The following is a 20,511-nucleotide window of genomic DNA, read 5'->3' on the forward strand; positions in this document are numbered from 1 at the left end:
CCGTCAGCGGCGCTTCGGCCCGTAGGTCTCCCACAGCCAGATCAGCGCCATGGCGCCGAGGATCGCGCCGACGAAGCCAACCGCGAGGCCGGTGATCGCCAGCAGGAACCGCAGGACGAGACCGCCCACGAGCGCACCGAGCACGCCGATGGCGATAGTGGTCACCAGATCGGTCTGAAGGTTCATGAGACGCGTGGCGATGAAGCCCGCCGCCGCGCCGATGATGATGAGGGCGAGAATGGCCATGTCTGACTCCGGGTTGCCACCCGGCCAATATGGCCCCCCGCACGGCATTTGGGAACGCTCAGCCGAGCCTTTCGGGCAGGACGAGTCCGCGCAGCACCTCGTCCGCGGGCATCGGCCGCTTGCCCTCGCGCTGTGCCTCGGTGATCTGCACCGCACCGGAGCCGCAGGCGACGGTGAAACCCGCAAGCACCGCGCCCGGCTGGCCTTGCCCCTTGGCAAGGCGGGAGCGCAGGAGTTTCACCCGCTCGCCGTCGATCTCCACCCAGGCGCCGGGAAAGGGCGAGAGCCCCCGGATCAGCCGGTCCACCTCCTCGGCCGGCCGGGTCCAGTTCACCCGGGCCTCGGCCTTGTCGATCTTGGCGGCGTAGGTCACGCCGGCCTCCGGCTGCGGTACCGGAACAAGCCCGTCGAGCCGGCGGAGCGCCTCGAGGATGGCCGCAGCCCCCATTGCCGCGAGCCGGTCGTGCAGGGCGGCCGTGGTTTCCTCCGGCCCGATCCGTGTCCGCTCCGTCAGAAGCACGGGCCCGGTGTCGAGCCCAGCCTCCATCCGCATGATCGAGATGCCTGTCTCGGCATCGCCCGCCATCACCGCGCGATGGATCGGCGCCGCCCCCCGCCAACGCGGCAGGAGCGAGGCATGGATGTTGAGACAGCCCCTGGCCGGCGCATCGAGGACCGGCTGCGGAAGGATGAGCCCGTAGGCCACCACGACCGCGACATCGGCCTTCAGCGCCGCGAACTCCGCCTGTGCCTCGGGCGTTTTCAGGCTCGCGGGATGGCGGACCGGCAGGCCCAGCGCCTCGGCCCGCGCCTGCACGGGGCTTGGCCGGTCTTTCTTTCCGCGCCCGGCGGGTCGGGGCGGCTGGGTATAGACGCAGACGATCTCGTGCGCGGCATGGACCGCGTCAAGGGCGGGAACCGAGAACTCCGGCGTTCCCATGAAGATCACGCGCATGTCGTCCCTCCGCCTGCTTCTTCGTTGCCCAAATGCCCCGCAGGGGCTCCGGGGACGCGAAGTCCCCCGGCCGCTATCCGCGCTTGCGCAGCTTTTCCGCGCGCGCAACCAGCATCCGCCGCCGCACCGGCGAGAGATGGTCGATGAACATCCGGCCGTTCAGGTGGTCGATCTGGTGCTGCACCGAGGTCGCCCAGAGCCCGACGAAGTCGCGGTCCTCGACCGCGCCCGCCTCGTTGAGGAAGCGCACCGTCACCGCCCGGGGCCGCTCGATCACCGCCGAGACGCCGGGCAGGTTCGGGCTCGCCTCCTCGTGCCGGCGCATCTGTACCGAGGCGTGAAGCACCTCGGGATTGGCCATCCTGACCGCCTGCCCGCGCCGGTCGGAACAGTCGACGACGGCGAGGCGCAACATGATCCCGATCTGTGGCGCGGCAAGGCCGTAGCCCGGCATCGCGTCCATCGTGTCCACCATGTCGTCCCAGACCATGCGGACCGTCTCCGTGACCTTGGCCACGGGCTCGGCCGGGGTCCTCAGCCGCTTGTCCGGATACGGGACGAAGGGCCGTACCGTCACAGCCGCGCCCGCTCGCGCTTCAGCTTCTCCATCTTGCGAGTGATCAGCTGGCGCTTCAGGGCGGTGAGATAGTCGATGAAGAGACGCCCGTTCAGGTGGTCGATCTCGTGCTGGACGCAGGTCGCCCAGAGGCCGGCGAACTGTTCCTCCTGCGTCTTGCCGTCAAGGTCCATCCAGCGCACCTTCACCTCGGCGGGCCGCGTCACCTCGGCGTACTGGTCGGGGATCGAGAGGCAGCCCTCCTCGTAGGTGTTCATCGCCTCGGAGGTCCAGGTGACCTCGGGGTTCAGTAGCACCATCGGACGCGGCGGGGCATCCTTGTCCTTCACGCAATCCATCACGATGATGCGCGACATGAGGCCGATCTGGGGCCCCGCGAGCCCGATTCCGGGCGCGTCATACATGGTCTGCAGCATGTCGTCCGCGGCTGCGCGCAGGTCCTTCGTGATTTCGCTCACGGGGTCGGCGCGCTTCTTCAGCCGGGGGTCAGGGTGGATGAGGATCGGTCTCAGCGTCATTGCGCCGATTTAGGCGAAGGCCTCGAATCTTGCAATGGCGCTGCCCGGTTTGTGCATGATGGAACAATTTTCTATCGTAACTTATGATATCATTACAATGTTCCCGCTAATATGCAAACTTCAGGATGATGTTCCGATCTTGTGGCGCGATATGGAACGATATCACGAACGCCCCGAAAACGGCCGGGATGACCGCACTTGCGCGGCGGCAATCGCTGGAACAGGGTCGGTCAAGTCCAAGGGAGACGCCATGAATTTCGACGAGATCATCGACCGGACCGGAACCCATTCCTCGAAATGGGACATGATGGAGCCGCTCTACGGGGTGGGTCCGAAGGACGGGCTTGCCATGTGGGTCGCCGACATGGATTTCCGCCCGCCGCAGAGCGTGCAGCGGGCGCTGGAGGCGATGACGGCACATGGAATCTACGGCTATTTCGGCGATGATCGCGCCTATCTGGAAGCGATCTGCTGGTGGATGCGCGAACGCCACGGCTGGCAGGTCGATCCGAAATGGATCTTCACGGTCCACGGCCTCGTGAACGGGACCGGGCTCTGCGTCGAGGCCTTCACCGCGCCGGGCGATGGCGTCGTGCTGATGACCCCCGTCTATCATGCCTTCGCCCGTGTCATCAAAGCCGCAGGCCGCCGCGTCGTCGAATGTCCGCTGGCCAATGAAGACGGGCGTTACGGCCTCGACATCGCGGCCTGGGACGCGATGATGACGGGTTCGGAACGGATGCTGATCCTCTGTTCGCCGCACAATCCCGGCGGCCGGGTCTGGACGGCCGGCGAACTGCGCGCCATCGCCGATTTCGCCAAGCGCCACGACCTCGTCCTCGTCTCGGACGAGATCCACCACGACCTCGTCTTGCCGGGCGCCCGGCACCGGGTGATGGCCACGGCCGCACCCGACATAGCCGACCGCCTGGTGACGATGACCGCGTCCACGAAGACCTTCAACATCGCGGGCGCCCACATCGGCAACGTCATCATCGCCGACGAGACGCTGCGCGCCCGCTTCGCCGCGAAGGTGAACGCGCTCGGCATCTCTCCGAACAGCTTCGGCATGCACATGGCGACGGCCGCCTATTCACCGGAGGGCGCGGCTTGGGTCGACGCGCTGGTGGCCTATCTTGACGGCAACCGACAGGTCTTCGACGCCGGGGTTGCCGCGGTCCCTGGCCTCGCATCGATGGCGCTCGAGGCGACCTACCTCGCCTGGGTCGACTTCGCCGGCACCGGCATGGCGCCCGCGGAGTTCATCGCGCGGGTCGAGAAGGACGCCGGGATCGCCGCCAACCACGGCGCGACCTTCGGCAAGGGCGGCGAAAGCTTCCTGCGCTTCAACCTCGCCACACCGCGGGCACGGGTGGCCGAAGCGGTGGAGCGGTTGCAGTCGGCCTTCGCCGACCTCCAGTAGGGAACCGGCGTGCCGGCCGGCCCGCCCGGTCGTCGCGTCCAGCGGTGAGGCCCCGGCTCAGGTGCGGGGCAGATAGCCCACCGGCGCGTCCTCGTCGCGGACGTAGTCGAGCGGCGCCCTGTCCTGCGCCGCCGTGGAGCGTTTCATCGTGCAGATGAGCTCGCCCGCCTCCACGCCCGATGCGACGATGAGCGACTGCCAGAGATGGCGGCCGCCGTCGTAGATATCCACAAGCCCGCGCAGATGCTGCACCTGATCGGCATCGAGCGCGAAGCCCGTGCCCCAGAACCGCAGGATCGGGTAGACCTCGTCCCCGGCCAGGACCCTGAGCCGCGAACGCCGCCTCAGGTCGCGCTTGCGCGCAGCGTCGAGCCCCTCTTGCACGTCCTTCGGCAGAAAGTCCGTCATCACACACCTCTTCCCCATCCCAAGCATGTGCCTTTGTTGGGAAAAATCAAGTTGACCCTGCCGACAGGGCCTCCGGCGTGGCAGATCAGCACCGCGCAGGCCGCATTCCGGACGGACCGGCGACAATCCCGCGGGCCACCCCCGGCGCGGTTGCCTCTGCCGGAGGGGGCGTTAGTGTCGGCTTGACGCCACCGGAGGTTCCCATGGCCCGCACCGCCGCCCTCGCCCGCCTGCTCGCGCTTGGCCTTGCCGCCCTGCCCGTCCCGGCCGTCTCCTGCGGCGGCGACTTTGATGCCTTCGTCGCGGGACTGGCGGAGGAGGCCCGGACGCGCGGCATTCCGTCCGAGGTGGCGAAGGGCTTCCTCACCGGCGCCCGACAGGACGGGCGCGTCCTGAAGGCGGACCGGGCGCAGGGCGTGTTCCGCAAGGACTTCATCGAGTTCTCCCGTTCGCTCATCAGCGCGGGACGGCTGGCCAACGGTCAGGCCATGGCGAAGAAACACGCCGAGGTGTTCCGCCGGATTGACCGCGACTACGGGATTTCACCGGGGGTGCTCCTCGCCTTCTGGGCGTTCGAGACCGACTTCGGAGCGGTGCAGGGGGACTTCAACACGCGCGACGCGCTGGTGACGCTCGCCCACGACTGCCGGAGGCCCGGGCTTTTCCGGCCGCAGGTCTTCGCCGCGATGGAGCTTTACGCCCGCGGCGATTTCGATCCGGCGCGAACCCAGGGTGCCTGGGCCGGCGAGATCGGGCAGGTGCAGATGCTGCCGGAGGACATCCTGCGCAACGGCGTCGACGGCGACGGCGACGGGCACGTGCGGCTGAAGACCTCGGCCGCCGACGCGCTGACGAGTGCCGCGAAGATGCTCCACGGTCTCGGCTGGCGGGCGGGCGAGCCCTGGCTGCAGGAGATCACGGTTCCCGACGATCTCGACTGGTCGAAGACCGGTCTGAACCACGCCCGCCCGGTGGCGGAGTGGGAGGCGGCCGGGGTGCGTGGACGGTCCGGGCCCCTTGCCCGGGGGCTTCAGGCGGCGGTCCTTCTGCCGATGGGGCGGAAGGGTCCGGCCTTCCTCGCCTATCCGAACTTCCGCGTCTACTTCAGCTGGAACAAGAGCTTCGTCTATGTGACGACGGCGGCTTACTTCGCCACCCGTCTGGAAGGCGCGCCGGTCTATGACCCGGGCGCCCCGGAGGTGGGGCTTTCGGCGAAGGAGATGGTGGCGCTGCAGAAGAAGCTTGCCGCGAAGGGCTATGACGTCGGCGCCATCGACGGGATCCTCGGCGAGAAGACGCGCGAGGCCGTGCAGCGGGAACAGGCGCGGCTCGGTCTGCCGGCGGACGCCTGGCCGACACGGGCGCTGCTCGGCCAGCTATGACGGGCTGCGAGAGCCGGTCAGCAGCCGGCCGAGAAGAATTCGGCGACGGCACCGGCCTTGCAGGTTTTCGCGGCCTGCGCATGGCCCGGTTCGAGTCCGGCGAACGCGAGCAGGAGGAACATGGCGGCGAGGGAGACAACTTCACGCATGGGACGTCCTTTCGGTTTGTTCACGTCCCGTTCTAGTCGTTAACCATTAAGCGCGGGTTATCGGGCCGGTTGGTTCCCGCACCCGTATTGATAGACTTTCTCGATCAAACGACGAAAATAGAATATTGATTGCCTATCGAAACCCGGGCATCCATCGCACCAGACCAGCGGGAGGCCAGCCATGTCCCATTCTACCGCGGAGGCCCCCCAAGGGGATCTCTCTGCGCTGATTTCCGAGCATTCGGGCGGCGAAGGTCCGCTTTTGCCGATTCTGCATGCCATCCAGGCGGCCTACGGGCACATTCCGCAGGCGGCGATTCCTGTTATCGCCGACGCGCTGAACCTGACGAAGGCGGAGGTTCACGGGGTTGTGACCTTCTACCACGACTTCCGCGAGAAGCCCGCGGGACGACATGTCATCAAGCTCTGCCGCGCCGAGGCCTGCCAGTCGGTCGGCGGGGCGGAACTGGGCGAACGGGTATTGGCAAGGCTCGGGCTGGACTGGGGCGGCACCACGGCAAACGGCGCCGTGACGGTGGAGCCGGTCTACTGCCTTGGCCTTTGCGCCTGCGGGCCGGCCGCGATGGTGGACGGCAAGGTCGTGGGCCGCGTCGATGACGCGCGGATGGCGAAGATCCTGACGGAGGCGGGCGCATGAAGATCTACATCCCCCGCGACGCGGCCGCCAAGGCGCTTGGCGCCGACGAGGTGGCGTCGGCCGTGGCGACGGAGGCCGCGAAGCGCGGTCTCGACGTGCAGATCATCCGGAACGGCACCCGCGGCATGATCTGGCTGGAGCCGCTTGTAGAGGTTGACGACGCGCGCGGGCGGCACGCGTTCGGTCCGGTCGCGCCGGCCGATGTGCCCGCGCTCCTCGACGGCAAGCTCGAAAGCCTCGGTGCGGTAGAGGACATCCCGTTCTTCGCCCGCCAGACCCGGCTCACATTCGCGCGCTGCGGGCTGATCGACCCGTTGAGCCTTTCCGACTACGAGGCGCATGGCGGGCTTGCCGGCCTGCGCCGCGCGCTCGGGATGGCGCCGGGCGAGATCGTGGCGGAGGTCACGGCCTCGGGGCTGCGCGGCCGGGGCGGCGCGGGCTTTCCCACCGGCATCAAGTGGAAGACAGTGGCCGAGGCAACGGCCGACCGGAAATACATCGTCTGCAACGCCGACGAGGGCGACAGCGGCACCTTCGCCGACCGCATGATCATGGAGGGCGACCCCTTCACCCTGATCGAGGGCATGGCGATCGCCGGGGTCGGCACCGGGGCGACGAAGGGGTATGTCTATATCCGTTCCGAATACCCGGACGCCATCGCGGTGATGGAGGCGGCAATCCGCATTGCCCGCGTCAGCGGGCTGCTCGGGGCGTCCGTCCTGGGCTCGGGCCACCCCTTCGACATGGAGGTGAGGGTGGGCGCCGGCGCCTATGTCTGCGGCGAGGAAACCTCGCTTCTCAACTCGCTCGAGGGCAAGCGCGGGATCGTGCGCGCAAAGCCGCCGCTGCCGGCGCTCGAGGGGCTTTTCGGCAAGCCCACCGTCGTCAACAACGTGCTCAGCCTCGCCACCGTGCCGGTGATCTTCGAGAAGGGCGCGGCGCATTACGCGGGCTTCGGGCTCGGCCGGTCGAAGGGCACGATGCCGATCCAGATCGCCGGGAACGTGAAGCATGGCGGGCTTTTCGAGACGGCGTTCGGCATGCCGCTCAGCGACCTCGTTATCGACATCGCCGGCGGCACCGCCTCGGGCCGGCCGGTGAAGGCGGTGCAGGTCGGCGGACCGCTTGGCGCCTATATTCCGGTGTCGCAGTTCGACACGCCCTTCGGCTACGAGGAGTTCGACCAGAAGGGCGGGCTGATCGGCCACGCCGGGATCGTCGTCTTCGACGACACGGCCGACATGCTGAAGATGGCGCGCTTCGCGATGGCGTTCTGCGCCGTGGAAAGCTGCGGCAAGTGCACGCCCTGCCGCATCGGTTCGGTCAGGGGGGTCGAGACGATCGACCGTATCGCCGCGGGCGATCCGGCGGCGACGGTGATTCTCACCGACCTTTGTGATACAATGCGCGACGGTTCGCTCTGCGCGCTTGGCGGATTCACCCCGTTTCCGGTCATGTCTGCGCTGAGGCATTTCCCGGACGATTTCGCACGCCGGAAGGAGGCCGCGGAATGAAGGACTTCATCATCCCCTGGGACGACCGCGACATGGGAACGCCGGAAAGGCAGGGTGCGCCGGTCACGCTTTCAATCGACGGGTTCGAGGTGACGGTGCCCGAGGGCACGTCGGTCATGCGCGCGGCGGCCGAAGCGGGCATCGAGGTGCCGAAGCTTTGCGCGACCGACAGCGTCGACGCCTTCGGATCGTGTCGCCTCTGCCTGGTGGAGATCGAGGGGCGCAAGGGCACGCCCGCCTCCTGCACCACGCCGGTGGCCCCCGGCATGGTCGTGCACACGCAGTCCGAAAAGGTGAACCGCCTGCGCAAGGGCGTGATGGAACTCTACGCCTCCGACCATCCGGCGATCGGGCTGACCGACGCCGCCAACGGCGACAGCGAGTTGCAGAAGATGGCGGCGCGCGTGGGCCTGCGCGAGGTGCGCTACGAGCCGCTCGCCGACCATGTCCACCGGCGGCTGGCCGATGGCACGGCGAACCCCGACTGGCGCCCCGTCGACGACTCCAACCCGTATTTCACCTACGATCCGGCGAAATGCATCGTCTGCTCGCTCTGCGTGCGCGCCTGCGACGAAGTCCAGGGCACCTTCGCGCTGACGATCGAGGGGCGGGGCTTCGACAGCCGGATGTCGGCCGGAACCGGTCTTGACGACTACCTCTCCTCCGACTGCGTGTCCTGTGGCGCCTGCGTCCAGGTCTGCCCGACAGGCAGCCTGCAGGAGAAATCCGTGGCCGAGATGGGCCTGCCCGAGCGGAGCGTCATCACTACCTGCGCCTATTGCGGGGTCGGCTGCTCGTTCAAGGCCGAACTGCGCGGCGATGAACTCGTCCGCATGGAGCCCTACAAGGGGGGCAAGGCGAACCGCGGCCATTCCTGCGTGAAGGGCCGTTTCGCCTGGGGCTATGCGACCCACAAGGACCGCATCCTGAGCCCGATGATCCGCGAGACGATAAACGAGCCTTGGCGCGAGGTAAGCTGGGACGAGGCAATCGGCTTCGCCACAAACCGGCTGAAGGCGATTCAGGAACGGTACGGTCGCAAGTCCGTGGGCGTCATCACCTCGTCGCGCTGCACCAACGAGGAGACCTATCTCGTCCAGAAGCTGACGCGCGCGGTGTTCATGAACAACAACACCGACACCTGCGCCCGGGTCTGCCACTCCCCCACCGGCTACGGGCTCGGCCAGACCTTCGGCACCTCGGCCGGAACGCAGGACTTCGACAGCGTCGAACACACCGATGTCGTCATCGTCATCGGTGCGAACCCGACCGACGGGCACCCGGTCTTCGCCTCGCGGCTGAAGCGACGGCTCAGGCAGGGTGCGCAGCTCATCGTGATCGACCCGCGCCGGATCGACCTCGTGAAGTCGGCCCATGTCCGGGCGGCACACCACCTCCAGCTCCGCCCCGGCACCAACGTGGCGGTCGTCTCTGCACTCGCCCACGTGATCGTGGCCGAGGGACTTGCCAACGAGGCCTTCATCCGCGAGCGCTGCGACTGGGACGAATACCTCACCTATGCCGAGTTCATCCGCGATCCGCGCCACAGTCCGGAGGCGACCGAGGCTCTGACCGGCGTTCCGGCGGCTGAATTGCGCGCGGCCGCGCGGCTCTTCGCCAAGGGCGGCAACGGGTCGATCTACTACGGGCTCGGCGTGACCGAGCACAGCCAGGGCTCCACCGCCGTCATGGGGATCGCCAACCTCGCGATGCTCACCGGCAACATCGGCCGCGAAGGCGTGGGGGTGAACCCGCTCCGCGGCCAGAACAATGTGCAGGGTTCCTGCGACATGGGGTCCTTCCCGCACGAACTGCCGGGCTACCGCCATGTGAAGAACCCCGATGTGCGGGCGATCTTCGAGAAGGCCTGGGGCGTCGCGATCGACCCCGAGCCGGGCCTGCGGATTCCCAACATGCTCGACGCCGCCGTGGACGGCTCGTTCAAGGGCCTCTACTGCCAGGGCGAGGACATCCTGCAGTCGGACCCCGACACCAGGCACGTCGCGGCCGGCCTCGCGGCGATGGATTGCGTGATCGTCCACGACCTCTTCCTGAACGAGACGGCGAACTATGCGCATGTCTTCCTGCCGGGGTCGTCGTTCCTCGAGAAGAACGGGACCTTCACCAACGCCGAGCGGCGCATCAACATGGTGCGCAAGGTGATGGCGCCGAAGAACGGCTACGAGGACTGGGAGGTGACGCAGCTTCTCGCCAACGCGCTCGGCGCCGGCTGGAATTATACGCATCCTTCCCAGATCATGGACGAGATCGCGGCCACCACGCCGTCGTTCGCCGGCGTGACCTATGACCTCATCGACCGCATGGGATCCGTCCAGTGGCCCTGCAACGAGAAGTCGCCCGAGGGCACGCCGCTGATGCACGTCGACGGTTTCGTGCGCGGAAAGGGCCGGTTCATCGTGACCGAGTATCTCGCCACGGATGAAAAGGCCGGGCCGCGCTTCCCGCTCCTGCTCACGACGGGGCGAATCCTCAGCCAGTACAACGTCGGCGCGCAGACAAGGCGCACGGCGAACACCGTATGGCACGATCAGGACCTGCTGGAGATCCATCCCCACGACGCCGAGAACCGCGGCATCAAGAACGGCGACTGGGTGCGGCTCGCCTCGCGTTCGGGCGAGACGACGCTCAGGGCGAAGGTGACGGACCGGGTTGCCCCGGGCGTGGTCTACACGACCTTCCACCACCCCGACACCCAGGCCAACGTCGTCACCACCGACTTCTCCGACTGGGCGACGAACTGCCCGGAATACAAGGTGACGGCGGTGCAGGTGGGCCGGTCGAACGGGCCGTCCGACTGGCAGGAGGACTACGCAGCGCAAGCCGCCAACTCGCGCCGCATCCTGCCCGCGGCGGAGTAGCGATGGCGTTTGCGCCGACGGTCAGCGCGAAGGGCGTCGCCGTCCATCCGGACGGCACATGCGCCGTGACGCGAACCTTGCCGGAGGAGGTGCCGGTTGCCTTTGTCTTCGACGGCACCACCCAAGCGGTGATGATGGCGACCCCCGCCGACATCGAGGACTTCGCGGTCGGTTTCGCGCTGTCCGAAGGCATCGTGGCACATGCGGCCGAGATCACCGAGATCGAGGTCGTCGAGCACGGACCGGGCATCGAGGCGCGGATGTGGCTCACCGACGACCGGGCCGAGGCGCTGGCCAGGCGCCGCCGCGCGGCGGCCGGGCCGGTCGGTTGCGGGCTCTGCGGTATCGACAGCCTTGACGAGGCCGTCCGCCCGCTGCCGCGGATCGCCGCCGGGCCGTCGGTGCTGACAGCAGCCGAGCTTGCCGGTGCCGCCGATGTATTGCGCGCGCGCCAGCCGCTCCACGACCAGACCCGCGCCGTCCATGCCGCGGCCTTCCTCGCCCCCGGCGAAGGCATCGTCGCGGTACGGGAGGACGTGGGCCGGCACAATGCCCTCGACAAACTGGTCGGCGCGATGGCGCGGGCGGGACGCGCCATGGCCCGCGGCGCAGTGGTGATGACCTCGCGCCTTTCGGTCGAACTCGTGCAGAAATGCGCGCTCGCCGGATGCCCGGTCATCCTTTCCGTCTCCGCCCCCACCGCGCTTGCCCTCAGGCAGGCGGAAGCCGCCGGGATCACGCTTGCAAGCTTTGCCCGCACCGGCGGGTTCGACCTTTATTCACATCCTGAACGCATCAATGCCGGAGCCGCCGATGTCGCCTGAGAAGATGGTCCACATGGCCAACCAGATCGCCGCCTTCTTCAAGAGCCAGCCCGGCGCCGACGCGGCCGAGCGGGTCGCCGCGCATCTTTCCGATTTCTGGGAACCGCGGATGCGGGCGCAGCTTCTGGCCTACATTGCCGAGGGCGGGGCCGGGCTCGATCCCGTGGCTATCGCGGCGGCGCAACGGCTGAAGCCCGTCGCGGCCTGAGCCTGCCAGGCGCCGTTCACGCGCTCGCACGCCGGCTGCGATCCGGGGAGTATGCGACGGTCTGACCGGAAGCCGGCTTCCCGTGCACCGCGACATGCCCCGGCGACGTGCGGCGCCTATCGCTGCGATGCACCCGTCCCGCCAACGACCACGTGTTCGCGCCAGATCATGAGATCCTGCGGCCGGGCGAGATGGGCGCGCCCGGCGCGGTGGCCATCGTGGACGGCATGGGCGATCAACCCCGGCGCACGCGCGTCGCCCACCCGTTCCAGAGTTGCAAGTCCTGCATCCCTGAGTGCCAGCCACAGCCCGTCGCGCGGCTCGCGCGAGGTGACGGGGACGAAGCCCGCGCAATCGATCTGCGACCGCTGCCCGGTGAACGCGCAGGCCAGTTCGGCCACGCCCGGCGTCAGGCCCGTGACGATGCTCGACGTTACGATCCGCACCCCGCGCTCGAGCAGCAGAGCCTGGAGCCGCGGCTGTTCTGTGGTGAAGACCGACCATTCGGCCGCGACCCCGCCCGGCGTGACATAGGTCACTTCCAGCCCCTCGCCCGCCAGCAGCACGGCGATGGCGGCCGCGATATGGTACTGCTCGTCGTCGAAGATCACCGCCGGCCCATCCGGCCGCGCGCCGCGCAGGATCTGGTCGGGCGTGAGGGTGCGCGGGCCGGCGAAGCTTGCGACCCCGGCCGGATGGCTGCGGCCGCGCCCGTCGGCGCGCCAGAGGCTGCCGGTCGCCACCAGCACGTGCCGCACGCCCGTCTCCAGCACCGCGGTGCGGTCCATCTCGGAGGCCCGGTAAAGCTCAACCTGTGCCAGCTTGCCGATCTGGTGGACGCGCCAGTCGCGGACCCGCGCCCATTCGGAAAGCCCCGGCAACGAGGATTCGAGCGTTACGCGCCCGCCCGGTTCGTCCGCCGCCTCGGCCAGCATCACCGGCACGCCGCGGCGACCGAGCGTCAGCGCCGCCTCGAGCCCCGCAGGCCCGGCGCCGACAACCAGCACCGGATCGGCACGACCCACCGCCGCGGGCGCCTTCTCCGGGTGCCAGCCGCGCCGCCATTCCTCGCCCATCGTCGGGTTCTGGGTGCAGCGGATCGGTGCGCCGAGCCAGTCATGCGCATAGCAGATATTGCAGCCGATGCATTCGCGGATGTCGTCGAGCCGGCCCTCGCGGATCTTGGCCGGCAGGAACGGATCGGCGATCGAGGGGCGCGCGGCGCCGACGAAGTCGAGGATGCCGCGGCGGACCTGGCCCAGCATCGTCTCCGGGCTGGTGAAACGACCGACGCTGACCACGGGTTTCCCAGTCACCGCCCTGACATGGGCCACGTGGTCCTCCAGCGTCGCCTCCTTCACGAAGCGCGACGGACCCATCTCGTGCCCGTAGTCCGGAACCGTGACGTCGAAGAGGTCGACGAAGGGGGCGATCTGCGCGAGGAGGGCGGAGCGTTCCTCCTTGCCCACGCCGGCCTCGTCATAGACCTCGATCCGCGTCGCAAGGGCGGCGCGATCGCCAAGCACCTCGCGGGTCTCCGCCACGAGATCGAGATAGAGACGCGCCCTGCCCGCCGCGTTGCCGCCGTAGTCGTCCGTCCGCCGGTTGGTCGAGGCGTCGAGGAACTGGGTCACCAGATAGGTGTGCGCGGCATAGACATAGATGATGTCGAACCCGGCCGCGAGCGCACGCCGCGCCGCCGCCCGGTGCCAGTCGCGGAGGTTCGTAATGTCCTGCCGGTCCATCCGCTGGCATTGCCAGGGATTTCGCTCGGCCATCGTGCTGTCCGGACCGAGCGGAGTCTCGCGGGTGAGCGCGTTCGACGACCGCTGGCCACCGTGCCAAAGCTCCACTCCCGCAAGCGCGCCATGCGCATGGACCGCCTCGGTCATGGCAGCGTGGTTTCTCACGTCGCCCTCGTCCCAGAGCGAGGCATAGGGTGCGTGCGTGTCGTCCGATGTGGGATGGATCGAACAGTATTCGCTGTTCACCACGCCCCAGCCACCCTCGGCCTTCAGCCCTCGCATGGCGGCAAGAGTGTGCGGGTGGATGTTGCCCATGCCAGTACAGTGCGGCACCTGGTAGAAGCGGTTCGGCGCGGTGACGGGGCCGATCCGCACCGGCTCGAACAGGATGTCAAAGCGAGGGTCGCGGGTCATCCGGTTTCCATTCTAAGGTGTCGCATGCGCTTCGTGGATCATGCGGAGCCGGGCGAGCAGACCGGCCGGCAACGGTTCCGGCCCCGGCGCCGAAAGCCGCTGCCTCAGGTCGCGGTCGATCCGCTGAAAGAGGGTCTCGTCGGGCTTGTCCGAACTTGAAACCGGTTCGTTTCCGGCGAAGTACCGGCTGGCCCAGAGGTTCTTCCGGCAATGCCGTGCGGTATGCTCGTGGCCAAGCACGGTGCCCGTCAATCCGACCTCACGCAGAAGGTCGAGCGCCAGCGTGTCGTCGCTGACCTCGGTCCCCGTCCAGAGGGTTCGCAGCATCCCGGCGTAATCGTCGCAGAGCAGGAGCGCGTGCAGCGAGTACGTGATCCCCTGATCGAGCGATCCGAGGTAGTCGCAGGTCGCCGGCCGGGTGTGGAAGAACTGGCCCATCAGCGTGGCGATCTCGAAAACCGCATCCTGGCCGAAGCGGCGCGCCCGCGCCTCGCCGCCGATCCCGGTGAGGGAGGGAAGGCCCAAGTGCCGGCGCGCCTGGCAGATGAGTTGCTCGGCCAGCATCGTCTGCGGCATATTGCCGATGCCGCCCGTCGCCGGCTCCATGAAATAGGGGTTGGTGGAGCCGATGCAGAAGCTGCCCTCGCGCGCCGCCTGACCCAGCACCATCCCCGCGAAATCGGTGGCGAGGCACTGCACGACCGTGCCCGCCGTGGTTATCGGCGTCGAGGCTCCGCCGATGGCGAGTGAGCCGACGCTCAACGGCACGCCGGCGCGCGCTGCGAGGATCACCTGCTCGACATGAGTCTCGGCGTAGTAGAGCGGCAATGGCGTGACGATGTGCAGGAAATAGGGCATCTCTGCGAGCCTGTCGTGCCCGCCCCTGAGCGCCGCCGCCATCTCGATTGCGGCTTCCAGCGAGCGGGTCCATTCGCAGAGGTATTCGAGCGGCTTGGTGGTGTGCTCCATCATGCAGAGGAATTCGCCGATCTCGCCCCGGAGGGTCGACTCCGGAACGTCCTTGCAGGCCACGCAAACCGCGTCGATGTTGTCGAGCCCATCGGCGATGCGGCTGATCGTGGCGAGGTCCGCGCGCGTGCTGTCGCGCGGTTCGCCGGTTGCCTCGTCGAACACCTTGATGCAGGTCATGCCGGGCATGAACCAGGTATGATGCGCGTCGATGTCGATGGCGCGGGTTCCGTCACGGTTCCAGAGCTGGACGGCCTTCGCCACGGTCGCAAGCGCCCGCCGGACGACGACCGCAGGCATTCGCACCACGCCGTCGGGCAGGACCGTGCATCCGGCCTGCGCGAGCAACGCGTCCGCCTCGGTGCCCGGCTCGAAGCGCAGGCCGATTTCGGCAAGCAGCGTCAGGGCGGCATCAACGACCCGCTCCGTGTCTGCAGGCGCGATCGTGTCATACGGGCGGCTCGAAATCGAATGGAGGCCGCGAACATGTGTTGCAGCGGCTTCCGGCGCGTTGCGTTGGCGTTGCATGGCGCGGCGCATGACTCGTCCCTCCATCGGGTTGCAGTCATGTTGATTATCAGGTCAGTCAAAATATAACAATCCACATCGTTGCGGGCCGCAGACGCGTCGTCCGTTCAGTGTGCCACACGGGAATCTGGGCCAGTCGTCTCCGCCGCGGCTGCATGGACAGCCCGCCGACCGCAGTCGAGGCCAGCGCACAGCGCGCGCCGGACCCTTCCGCTGGCTGGGTCGATAGAGCATCCCCAACCCCACCGGGGAGGATTTCACATGCCGTCTACCGCTCGGGTCCGGCTGAACCTGCTGCCGCTGTCGAGCCGAGGGGTCGTGGAACCGTTGCCGAACCGCGGCCCATTCGTCGCCTCGCTCACGGTTGAAATGGCGCGCGCGATGATCGAGCCGAATGTCGCCCGGCCAGCCGCCGAGCGCGCGACAGCAAGAAGGCTGCCACGCCGGTGGCGCTCCACCTCGTCGATATCCAGCACTACCTTGAGCTCGGCAGTCGCGCGATGCGCCGACAGACCGCGCCCCGATATGCCGCAGGCGGAGCTGGTATCGCGGGACCGATCATCGGTCTCGCGGCGACATCCCGGGCGGTCCGAGGAGCAGGATCTGAACGTCGGCCACGTTCGTTCCCGTCGGTCCCGTGACCAGCAGGTCACCCGCCAAGGCCAGTGCCCGGTGGCTGTCGTTGTCGGCCAGGAGGGCATCGACATCCGCGCCGGAACCGGCGATCCGCGCCAGCGTGCCCGCATCGACGACCCCGCCCGCGGCATCGGTCGGCCCGTCGCGCCCGTCGGTCCCGCCAGAGAGGAAGACCCAGTCGCGTCCGAGATCGGGCATCGCCCGCGCGACCCTGAGGGCCAGTTCCTGATTGCGGCCGCCCTGCCCGGTTCCGCGCAGCGTCACGACGGTTTCGCCGCCGAAGATGAGACAGCGCGCCTGCCCCGCCTCGCGGGCCGCAGCGACGATCGCTTCGGCGGCATCGCCAACGTCCCCGGTGAGGGAATCGGAGCAGATTGCGGCCCCCGGTCCGGCGGCGCGCACCGCCTCGAGGCTCTTCAGGTTCGACCCGATCAGGACATTGGTCAGAGCGGGCAAGGGCTCGGCCGGGTCGGGCCGGCTCAGCGCGGCCTGCACGCTGCGGGGCAGGCCGGACCAGAGGTCGTGGCGCCGCAGCATCGCGCGCGCGTCGGCCCGGGTACCAATGGGCGATACCGTCAGCCCCGAGGCGATGACGCGCAGGTCGTCCCCGATCACGTCGGAGAGGATATAGGCCGTGACCGGGGCCGGCGCGGCGACCCTGAGGAGCCCGCCGCCCTTCAGCCGCGAGAGTGACTGGCGCACCATGTTCATCCCGGCGATGTCGAGCCCGCCCGCCAGAAGGAGGCGGCTCGCCGCCGCCTTGTCGGCCAGCGACACCCCCGCGACCGGCGCAGGCAGGAGCGCCGAGCCTCCGCCGGAAATCAGTGCCACCACGCGGTCGGCCGCCGATGCCCCCCGCAGCAGCGCCTCGACCGCCTCGGCCGCCCGCGCGCCGTTCTCGTCGGGCACCGGATGGCCCGCCGCATGAACCTCGGCCCCGGCGACGGGTCGGGCGTTCTCGTAGTTCGTGACGACGATCGCCGCGACTTCGGTGCCGCCGCAGGCCCGAAGCAGGGTTTCGGCCATCGGCACGGCCGCCTTGCCGACGGCGATGACAAGCAGCCGCCCGCCCGGGTCCGGGCGGGGCAGCGGCGTCTCCTCCAAAGCGCGGGACAGCGCGACACCTGGATCGGCCGCCCAGCAGGCGACCGAAAAGAGTTCGCGTATCCTGGCGCGCAAGTCCTCCATCGGCTCAGGCCCCGGCGATCTGGCGGGCCTTCTGGACCAGCACCTCCGCCTGCCGGATCGAGGCATAGTCGATCAGCCGGCCGTCGAGCGAGACCGCTCCCTTGCCCTCGGCCGCAGCCTTTTCCATCGCCTCCAGGATGCGCTTGGCCCGTGTGACCTCGGCCTCGGACGGGCTCATCACCTCGTTCGCTAGCGTGATCTGGCTGGGATGGATCGCCCATTTGCCCTCGCAACCCAGCACCGCCGCGCGCTTCGCCGCCGCGCGGTAGCCGTCGGGGTCGGAGAAATCGCCGAAGGGGCCGTCGACCGGTCGCAAGCCGTTGGCCCGCGCCGCGACGACCATGCGCGCCAGCGCATAGTGCCACATGTCGCCCCAGTGCACGGCCCGGCTGCCGTCGGCCAGCGGATCGGTCAGCACCGTGTAATCCGGGTTCACGCCACCGATGATCGTCGTCCGCGCCCGAGTCGATGCCGCATAGTCGGCCACCCCGAAATGCAGGCTTTCGTTGCGTGGCGAGGCCGCGGCGATCTCTGACACGTTCTGCATGCCGAGCGCGGTCTCGATGATGTGCTCGAAGCCGATGCGCTTCTTCAGGCCCATGGCGTCCTCGATCTGCGTCACCAGCATGTCGACGGCATAGACATCCGCGGCGGTGCCGACCTTCGGAATCATGATTAGATCAAGCCGCGCCCCGGCCTCTTCCACCACTTCGACCACGTCGCGGTACATGTAGTGCGTGTCCAGCCCGTTGATTCGGACCGACATGGTTTTCGTGCCCCAGTCGATCTCGTTCAGGGCCTTGATGATGTTCTTGCGGGCCTGCGGCTTGTCGTCCGGGGCGACGGCATCCTCGAGGTCGAGGAAGATCACGTCGGCGTCCGATTTCGCCGCCTTCTCGAACATCTGCGGGGCGCTGCCGGGAACGGCGAGTTCACTCCGGTTCAGGCGCGCGGGCGCCTGCTGGATCACGTGGAAAGACATTCATGGCTCCTGTCAAGTCGAGGAGCTGCACCCGGACACAGGCATCGACCAGACGGGACGGTCCCGTCAAGTGCCAATTCGCCTTCGCCTGCCGCCGGTGTCAGGGTTCTCCGCGCATGGCCCGGCTCGCGTAGAAGAAGGCGATGGCTTGCGCGCGGTTCTTGACCGACAGTTTCTCGAAGAGGTTCGACAGGTGGAACTTCACCGTGTTGGTGCTGATCCCGAGCTCGCGCGCCAGTTCGCGGTTCGTCAGACCCTTCGACAGCGCCTCCAAGAGCGTGCGCTCGCGCCTCGACAGCTGCTCGATCGGATCCTGCCTCAGGCTGCGCACGTCCAGGAAGGGAAACGCCATCTGCCCATTCGCCACCGCAAGGCAGGTCTCAAGCAGACGCTCGACCGATTCGGACCTTGCGGTGAAGCCCGCAGCACCCGCCGCCATCGCCTTGCGCGCCGTATCGCCGGTGTCGTCGGCATAGACCACCAGCCGCGGGGCGCTTGGCTGGGCGCGCAGGACGTCGATCAGCCGCGCCCCGCCGAGGGCCGGCAGGTTCCAGTCGATGACGCCGATCAGCACCGGCATCCGCATCGCGGCGCCCAGGAAGCCCTCGGCCGTCGCCGAGGTGGCGACGAGCGAAAACCGCGGATCCCGTTCGAAAATCTCGGACATGGCGGTCAGCATCAGCGGATTGCCGTCGGCGACCATGACCGTGACGGGGCCTTCCTTCGGTCGCGGTGCGGGTGCGGCCATTTCTCCTCCTCCCTACCCGAATTGGCGGGTCACACTTCGCTGCATCGCGGCGAGACCACCCATTAGGGTGGGATATTCCCCGCCAGAATAGATTTCCAAAAGCAGGATATAGGAGTGTTGCGACCCGTGTCCAGAACCGCTTTCCTCAGCGCCAGGACAGCCGGTTCCGGTATGATCCGCGACCGGTTCTCCGCTGCACCCGGGCCGGTCGCGGCACCTGCCCAGGCGGCCGTCCGGCCCGATTCCGGCCCCGTCCGGTGGGGGCCAGGCGCGAGATTCTTGACCAGCAAGGGTTGCACGATGACCGAGTCCGATATCTTCCCGCAACTGACGATCCCGGAAACCCTCGCCGCGGGCCCAGGCCCCGGAAACACCGATGCGCGGGTGCTGGCGAGTTTCGCCAGTGCCGGCCTTGCGGACCACATGCAGGCCGACGTTCTGCGCGGAATGATCGAATGCAAGCTGATGCTCCGCAGGGTCTGGGGCACGCGGAACGTCCATACCTTCGGCGTCGCCGGCACCGGCTGGAGCGGGCTCGACAGTCTCTTCAGCGCGATCCTGCCGGGCGACACGGTCGTGGCCTTCGTCAACGGCACCTTCAGCGGCATCGACGCGCTTACCGTGCGGATGAAGGCGGCCGGTCGCGCCGACCTTGCCGCCGCCCCGCTCGACCCGCGGCCCGCCAACGTCACCGTCATTACCGTGCCGCACGGCCAGTCCGTGACCGCCGATGTGATCGAGACGGCGCTGGCCGACAGGAAGCCGACCTGGGCGGTCATGGCGCATTGGGAGACCGGCTCGGGCCGGATCAACGACCTGCGCGCCTTCTCGGACGCCTGCGAACGGCACGGTGTCATGGGACTTGTCGATGCGGTCTCCTCGCTTGGCATCGCCGATTTTGATATCGACGACTATCCCGGTGTCGCGGGCTGGGCATCCTGCCCGCAGAAGGGTGTGCTCTGCCTGCCGCTCACCTATGCGCCCGTCAGCTTCACCGACCGCTACATCGCGCATCTGCGGGCGAACGGCTGCCACAGCTACGTCCACCACCCCGTCCTGGAGGCCCGTCACTGGGGCATTCTCGACGGCAAGGACGCCGCCGCGGGCACCTATCACCGCACCCATTCCGGCTACGCCGTGGCCGCGTTCCACGAGGCGCTCAGGATCAACCTGCAGCACGGCAAGGCGCAGAAGGCGCGAGACTATGCCTGGCACGAAGCGGCTCTCACGAAGGCGGTGAAGGCGCTTGGCTGCAACGTCACCTCCAACATGACGAGCCTTGTCGTGCTGAACCTTCCGCCGGCGCTTGCGGGGCGCGAAAAGGAGCTTGTGCAGATGTGCCGCGCCCGGGGCTTCGGCATCTGGACGACCCTGTCCGAGCCGGTGCAGATCAGGATCGGCATCCTCAACCAGCTCAGCGAGGCCGCCATCACCGACATCGTCGAACGCTTCGCCGCGGCGATGAACGCGATGGGCGCGGGCGCCGACACTGCCGCCGCGCGAGAGGCGCTGCGCGGCCACTACCTGACGAGAATGGCCGCCGAGTGAGCCGGGGCCGAG

General features: G+C 68.3%; 19 protein-coding genes. 8 read left to right on the plus strand and 11 right to left on the minus strand.

Features of this window, described 5'->3' with window-relative positions; genetic code table 11:
- Positions 1-3: 3 nt before the first annotated feature.
- The 4 genes from F9K34_RS00520 to def (F9K34_RS00535) all read right to left on the minus strand — a co-directional run bounded on the left by F9K34_RS00520 (position 4) and on the right by def (F9K34_RS00535) (position 2,296).
- Entirely contained in the window at positions 4-246 is a 243-nt protein-coding gene (locus F9K34_RS00520; RefSeq protein ID WP_291334508.1) for a GlsB/YeaQ/YmgE family stress response membrane protein, read from the minus strand.
- A gap of 58 nt (positions 247-304) precedes the next feature.
- Positions 305-1,201, minus strand: a complete 897-nt coding sequence (gene fmt, locus F9K34_RS00525) for a methionyl-tRNA formyltransferase (protein ID WP_291334509.1) — start codon at positions 1,199-1,201, stop codon at positions 305-307.
- A gap of 73 nt (positions 1,202-1,274) precedes the next feature.
- On the minus strand, positions 1,275-1,778 hold the full coding sequence (gene def / locus F9K34_RS00530) for a peptide deformylase (RefSeq protein WP_291334510.1): 504 nt from the start codon (positions 1,776-1,778) through the stop codon (positions 1,275-1,277).
- A complete protein-coding gene (def, locus tag F9K34_RS00535) occupies positions 1,775-2,296 on the minus strand; it encodes a peptide deformylase (RefSeq protein WP_291334511.1) in 522 nt (173 codons plus the stop codon). Before def (F9K34_RS00535) ends, def (F9K34_RS00530) begins: the two co-directional genes overlap by 4 nt.
- Before the next feature lie 250 nt (positions 2,297-2,546).
- Between def (F9K34_RS00535) and F9K34_RS00540 the strand changes: the two genes are divergently transcribed.
- The gene (locus F9K34_RS00540) at positions 2,547-3,719 is read left to right on the plus strand and encodes a MalY/PatB family protein (RefSeq protein ID WP_291334512.1); all 1,173 of its coding nucleotides are present in this window, start codon (positions 2,547-2,549) and stop codon (positions 3,717-3,719) included.
- Between the two features lie 57 nt (positions 3,720-3,776).
- Here F9K34_RS00540 and F9K34_RS00545 read toward each other — a convergent pair whose 3' ends face one another.
- Positions 3,777-4,127 carry a hypothetical protein gene (locus F9K34_RS00545; protein ID WP_291334513.1) on the minus strand — a complete coding sequence of 117 codons (351 nt, stop codon included), beginning with the start codon at positions 4,125-4,127 and terminating at the stop codon, positions 3,777-3,779.
- Between the two features lie 203 nt (positions 4,128-4,330).
- Between F9K34_RS00545 and F9K34_RS00550 the strand changes: the two genes are divergently transcribed.
- From F9K34_RS00550 to F9K34_RS00575, 6 genes are all read left to right on the plus strand, one after another.
- The gene (locus tag F9K34_RS00550) at positions 4,331-5,509 is read left to right on the plus strand and encodes a lytic murein transglycosylase (protein WP_291334514.1); all 1,179 of its coding nucleotides are present in this window, start codon (positions 4,331-4,333) and stop codon (positions 5,507-5,509) included.
- Between the two features lie 330 nt (positions 5,510-5,839).
- Positions 5,840-6,316, plus strand: coding sequence for a formate dehydrogenase subunit gamma (locus F9K34_RS00555; RefSeq protein WP_291334515.1), 477 nt, complete (start codon positions 5,840-5,842; stop codon positions 6,314-6,316).
- Entirely contained in the window at positions 6,313-7,830 is a 1,518-nt protein-coding gene (locus F9K34_RS00560) for a formate dehydrogenase beta subunit (RefSeq protein WP_291334516.1), read from the plus strand. The genes F9K34_RS00555 and F9K34_RS00560 overlap by 4 nt, the downstream gene beginning before the upstream one ends.
- A complete protein-coding gene (gene fdhF / locus F9K34_RS00565; RefSeq protein WP_291334517.1) occupies positions 7,827-10,709 on the plus strand; it encodes a formate dehydrogenase subunit alpha in 2,883 nt (960 codons plus the stop codon). Before F9K34_RS00560 ends, fdhF begins: the two co-directional genes overlap by 4 nt.
- A 2-nt stretch (positions 10,710-10,711) precedes the next feature.
- Positions 10,712-11,533, plus strand: a complete 822-nt coding sequence (gene fdhD / locus F9K34_RS00570) for a formate dehydrogenase accessory sulfurtransferase FdhD (protein WP_291334518.1) — start codon at positions 10,712-10,714, stop codon at positions 11,531-11,533.
- A complete protein-coding gene (locus tag F9K34_RS00575; RefSeq protein WP_291334519.1) occupies positions 11,523-11,741 on the plus strand; it encodes a formate dehydrogenase subunit delta in 219 nt (72 codons plus the stop codon). Before fdhD ends, F9K34_RS00575 begins: the two co-directional genes overlap by 11 nt.
- 116 nt (positions 11,742-11,857) lie before the next feature.
- Here the strand turns inward: F9K34_RS00575 and F9K34_RS00580 are convergent, their stop codons facing one another.
- The 6 genes from F9K34_RS00580 to F9K34_RS00605 form a co-directional block, all read right to left on the minus strand.
- Positions 11,858-13,900: an FAD-dependent oxidoreductase gene (locus F9K34_RS00580; protein ID WP_291334520.1), complete on the minus strand. Its 2,043-nt coding sequence runs from the start codon at positions 13,898-13,900 to the stop codon at positions 11,858-11,860.
- A gap of 12 nt (positions 13,901-13,912) precedes the next feature.
- Positions 13,913-15,397, minus strand: coding sequence for a trimethylamine methyltransferase family protein (locus F9K34_RS00585; protein WP_291334521.1), 1,485 nt, complete (start codon positions 15,395-15,397; stop codon positions 13,913-13,915).
- Positions 15,398-15,654: 257 nt separating this feature from the next.
- Positions 15,655-15,873 (minus strand): hypothetical protein, encoded by a 219-nt coding sequence (locus F9K34_RS00590; protein WP_291334522.1) that lies wholly within the window; start codon positions 15,871-15,873, stop codon positions 15,655-15,657.
- An 82-nt stretch (positions 15,874-15,955) separates the two neighbouring features.
- Entirely contained in the window at positions 15,956-17,221 is a 1,266-nt protein-coding gene (locus tag F9K34_RS00595) for a glycerate kinase type-2 family protein (RefSeq protein WP_291334523.1), read from the minus strand.
- A 4-nt stretch (positions 17,222-17,225) separates the two neighbouring features.
- Positions 17,226-18,203 (minus strand): HpcH/HpaI aldolase/citrate lyase family protein, encoded by a 978-nt coding sequence (locus F9K34_RS00600; RefSeq protein ID WP_291334524.1) that lies wholly within the window; start codon positions 18,201-18,203, stop codon positions 17,226-17,228.
- 100 nt (positions 18,204-18,303) lie between these two features.
- Complete coding sequence (locus F9K34_RS00605) at positions 18,304-18,906, minus strand: response regulator transcription factor (protein WP_291334552.1); 603 nt, start codon at positions 18,904-18,906, stop codon at positions 18,304-18,306.
- A 345-nt stretch (positions 18,907-19,251) separates the two neighbouring features.
- On the opposite strand from F9K34_RS00605, the gene F9K34_RS00610 reads away from it, so the two are divergent.
- The gene (locus F9K34_RS00610; protein WP_291334525.1) at positions 19,252-20,499 is read left to right on the plus strand and encodes an aminotransferase class V-fold PLP-dependent enzyme; all 1,248 of its coding nucleotides are present in this window, start codon (positions 19,252-19,254) and stop codon (positions 20,497-20,499) included.
- Positions 20,500-20,511 lie beyond the last annotated feature (12 nt).

Source organism: Albidovulum sp. (assembly GCF_008933605.1).
Classification (GTDB): Bacteria; Pseudomonadota; Alphaproteobacteria; order Rhodobacterales; family Rhodobacteraceae; genus Albidovulum.

Bases quoted from the DNA above. Each gene is read 5' to 3' on its own strand.
- F9K34_RS00520 (WP_291334508.1), bottom strand. From the start codon at position 246: ATGGCCATTCTCGCCCTCATCATCATCGGCGCGGCGGCGGGCTTCATC.
- fmt (WP_291334509.1), bottom strand. From the start codon at position 1,201: ATGCGCGTGATCTTCATGGGAACGCCGGAGTTCTCGGTTCCCGCCCTT.
- def (WP_291334511.1), bottom strand. From the start codon at position 2,296: ATGACGCTGAGACCGATCCTCATCCACCCTGACCCCCGGCTGAAGAAG.
- F9K34_RS00540 (WP_291334512.1), top strand. From the start codon at position 2,547: ATGAATTTCGACGAGATCATCGACCGGACCGGAACCCATTCCTCGAAA.
- F9K34_RS00545 (WP_291334513.1), bottom strand. From the start codon at position 4,127: ATGACGGACTTTCTGCCGAAGGACGTGCAAGAGGGGCTCGACGCTGCG.
- F9K34_RS00550 (WP_291334514.1), top strand. From the start codon at position 4,331: ATGGCCCGCACCGCCGCCCTCGCCCGCCTGCTCGCGCTTGGCCTTGCC.
- F9K34_RS00555 (WP_291334515.1), top strand. From the start codon at position 5,840: ATGTCCCATTCTACCGCGGAGGCCCCCCAAGGGGATCTCTCTGCGCTG.
- F9K34_RS00560 (WP_291334516.1), top strand. From the start codon at position 6,313: ATGAAGATCTACATCCCCCGCGACGCGGCCGCCAAGGCGCTTGGCGCC.
- fdhF (WP_291334517.1), top strand. From the start codon at position 7,827: ATGAAGGACTTCATCATCCCCTGGGACGACCGCGACATGGGAACGCCG.
- fdhD (WP_291334518.1), top strand. From the start codon at position 10,712: ATGGCGTTTGCGCCGACGGTCAGCGCGAAGGGCGTCGCCGTCCATCCG.
- F9K34_RS00575 (WP_291334519.1), top strand. From the start codon at position 11,523: ATGTCGCCTGAGAAGATGGTCCACATGGCCAACCAGATCGCCGCCTTC.
- F9K34_RS00580 (WP_291334520.1), bottom strand. From the start codon at position 13,900: ATGACCCGCGACCCTCGCTTTGACATCCTGTTCGAGCCGGTGCGGATC.
- F9K34_RS00585 (WP_291334521.1), bottom strand. From the start codon at position 15,397: ATGCAACGCCAACGCAACGCGCCGGAAGCCGCTGCAACACATGTTCGC.
- F9K34_RS00595 (WP_291334523.1), bottom strand. From the start codon at position 17,221: ATGGAGGACTTGCGCGCCAGGATACGCGAACTCTTTTCGGTCGCCTGC.
- F9K34_RS00600 (WP_291334524.1), bottom strand. From the start codon at position 18,203: ATGTCTTTCCACGTGATCCAGCAGGCGCCCGCGCGCCTGAACCGGAGT.
- F9K34_RS00605 (WP_291334552.1), bottom strand. From the start codon at position 18,906: ATGGTCGCCGACGGCAATCCGCTGATGCTGACCGCCATGTCCGAGATT.
- F9K34_RS00610 (WP_291334525.1), top strand. From the start codon at position 19,252: ATGACCGAGTCCGATATCTTCCCGCAACTGACGATCCCGGAAACCCTC.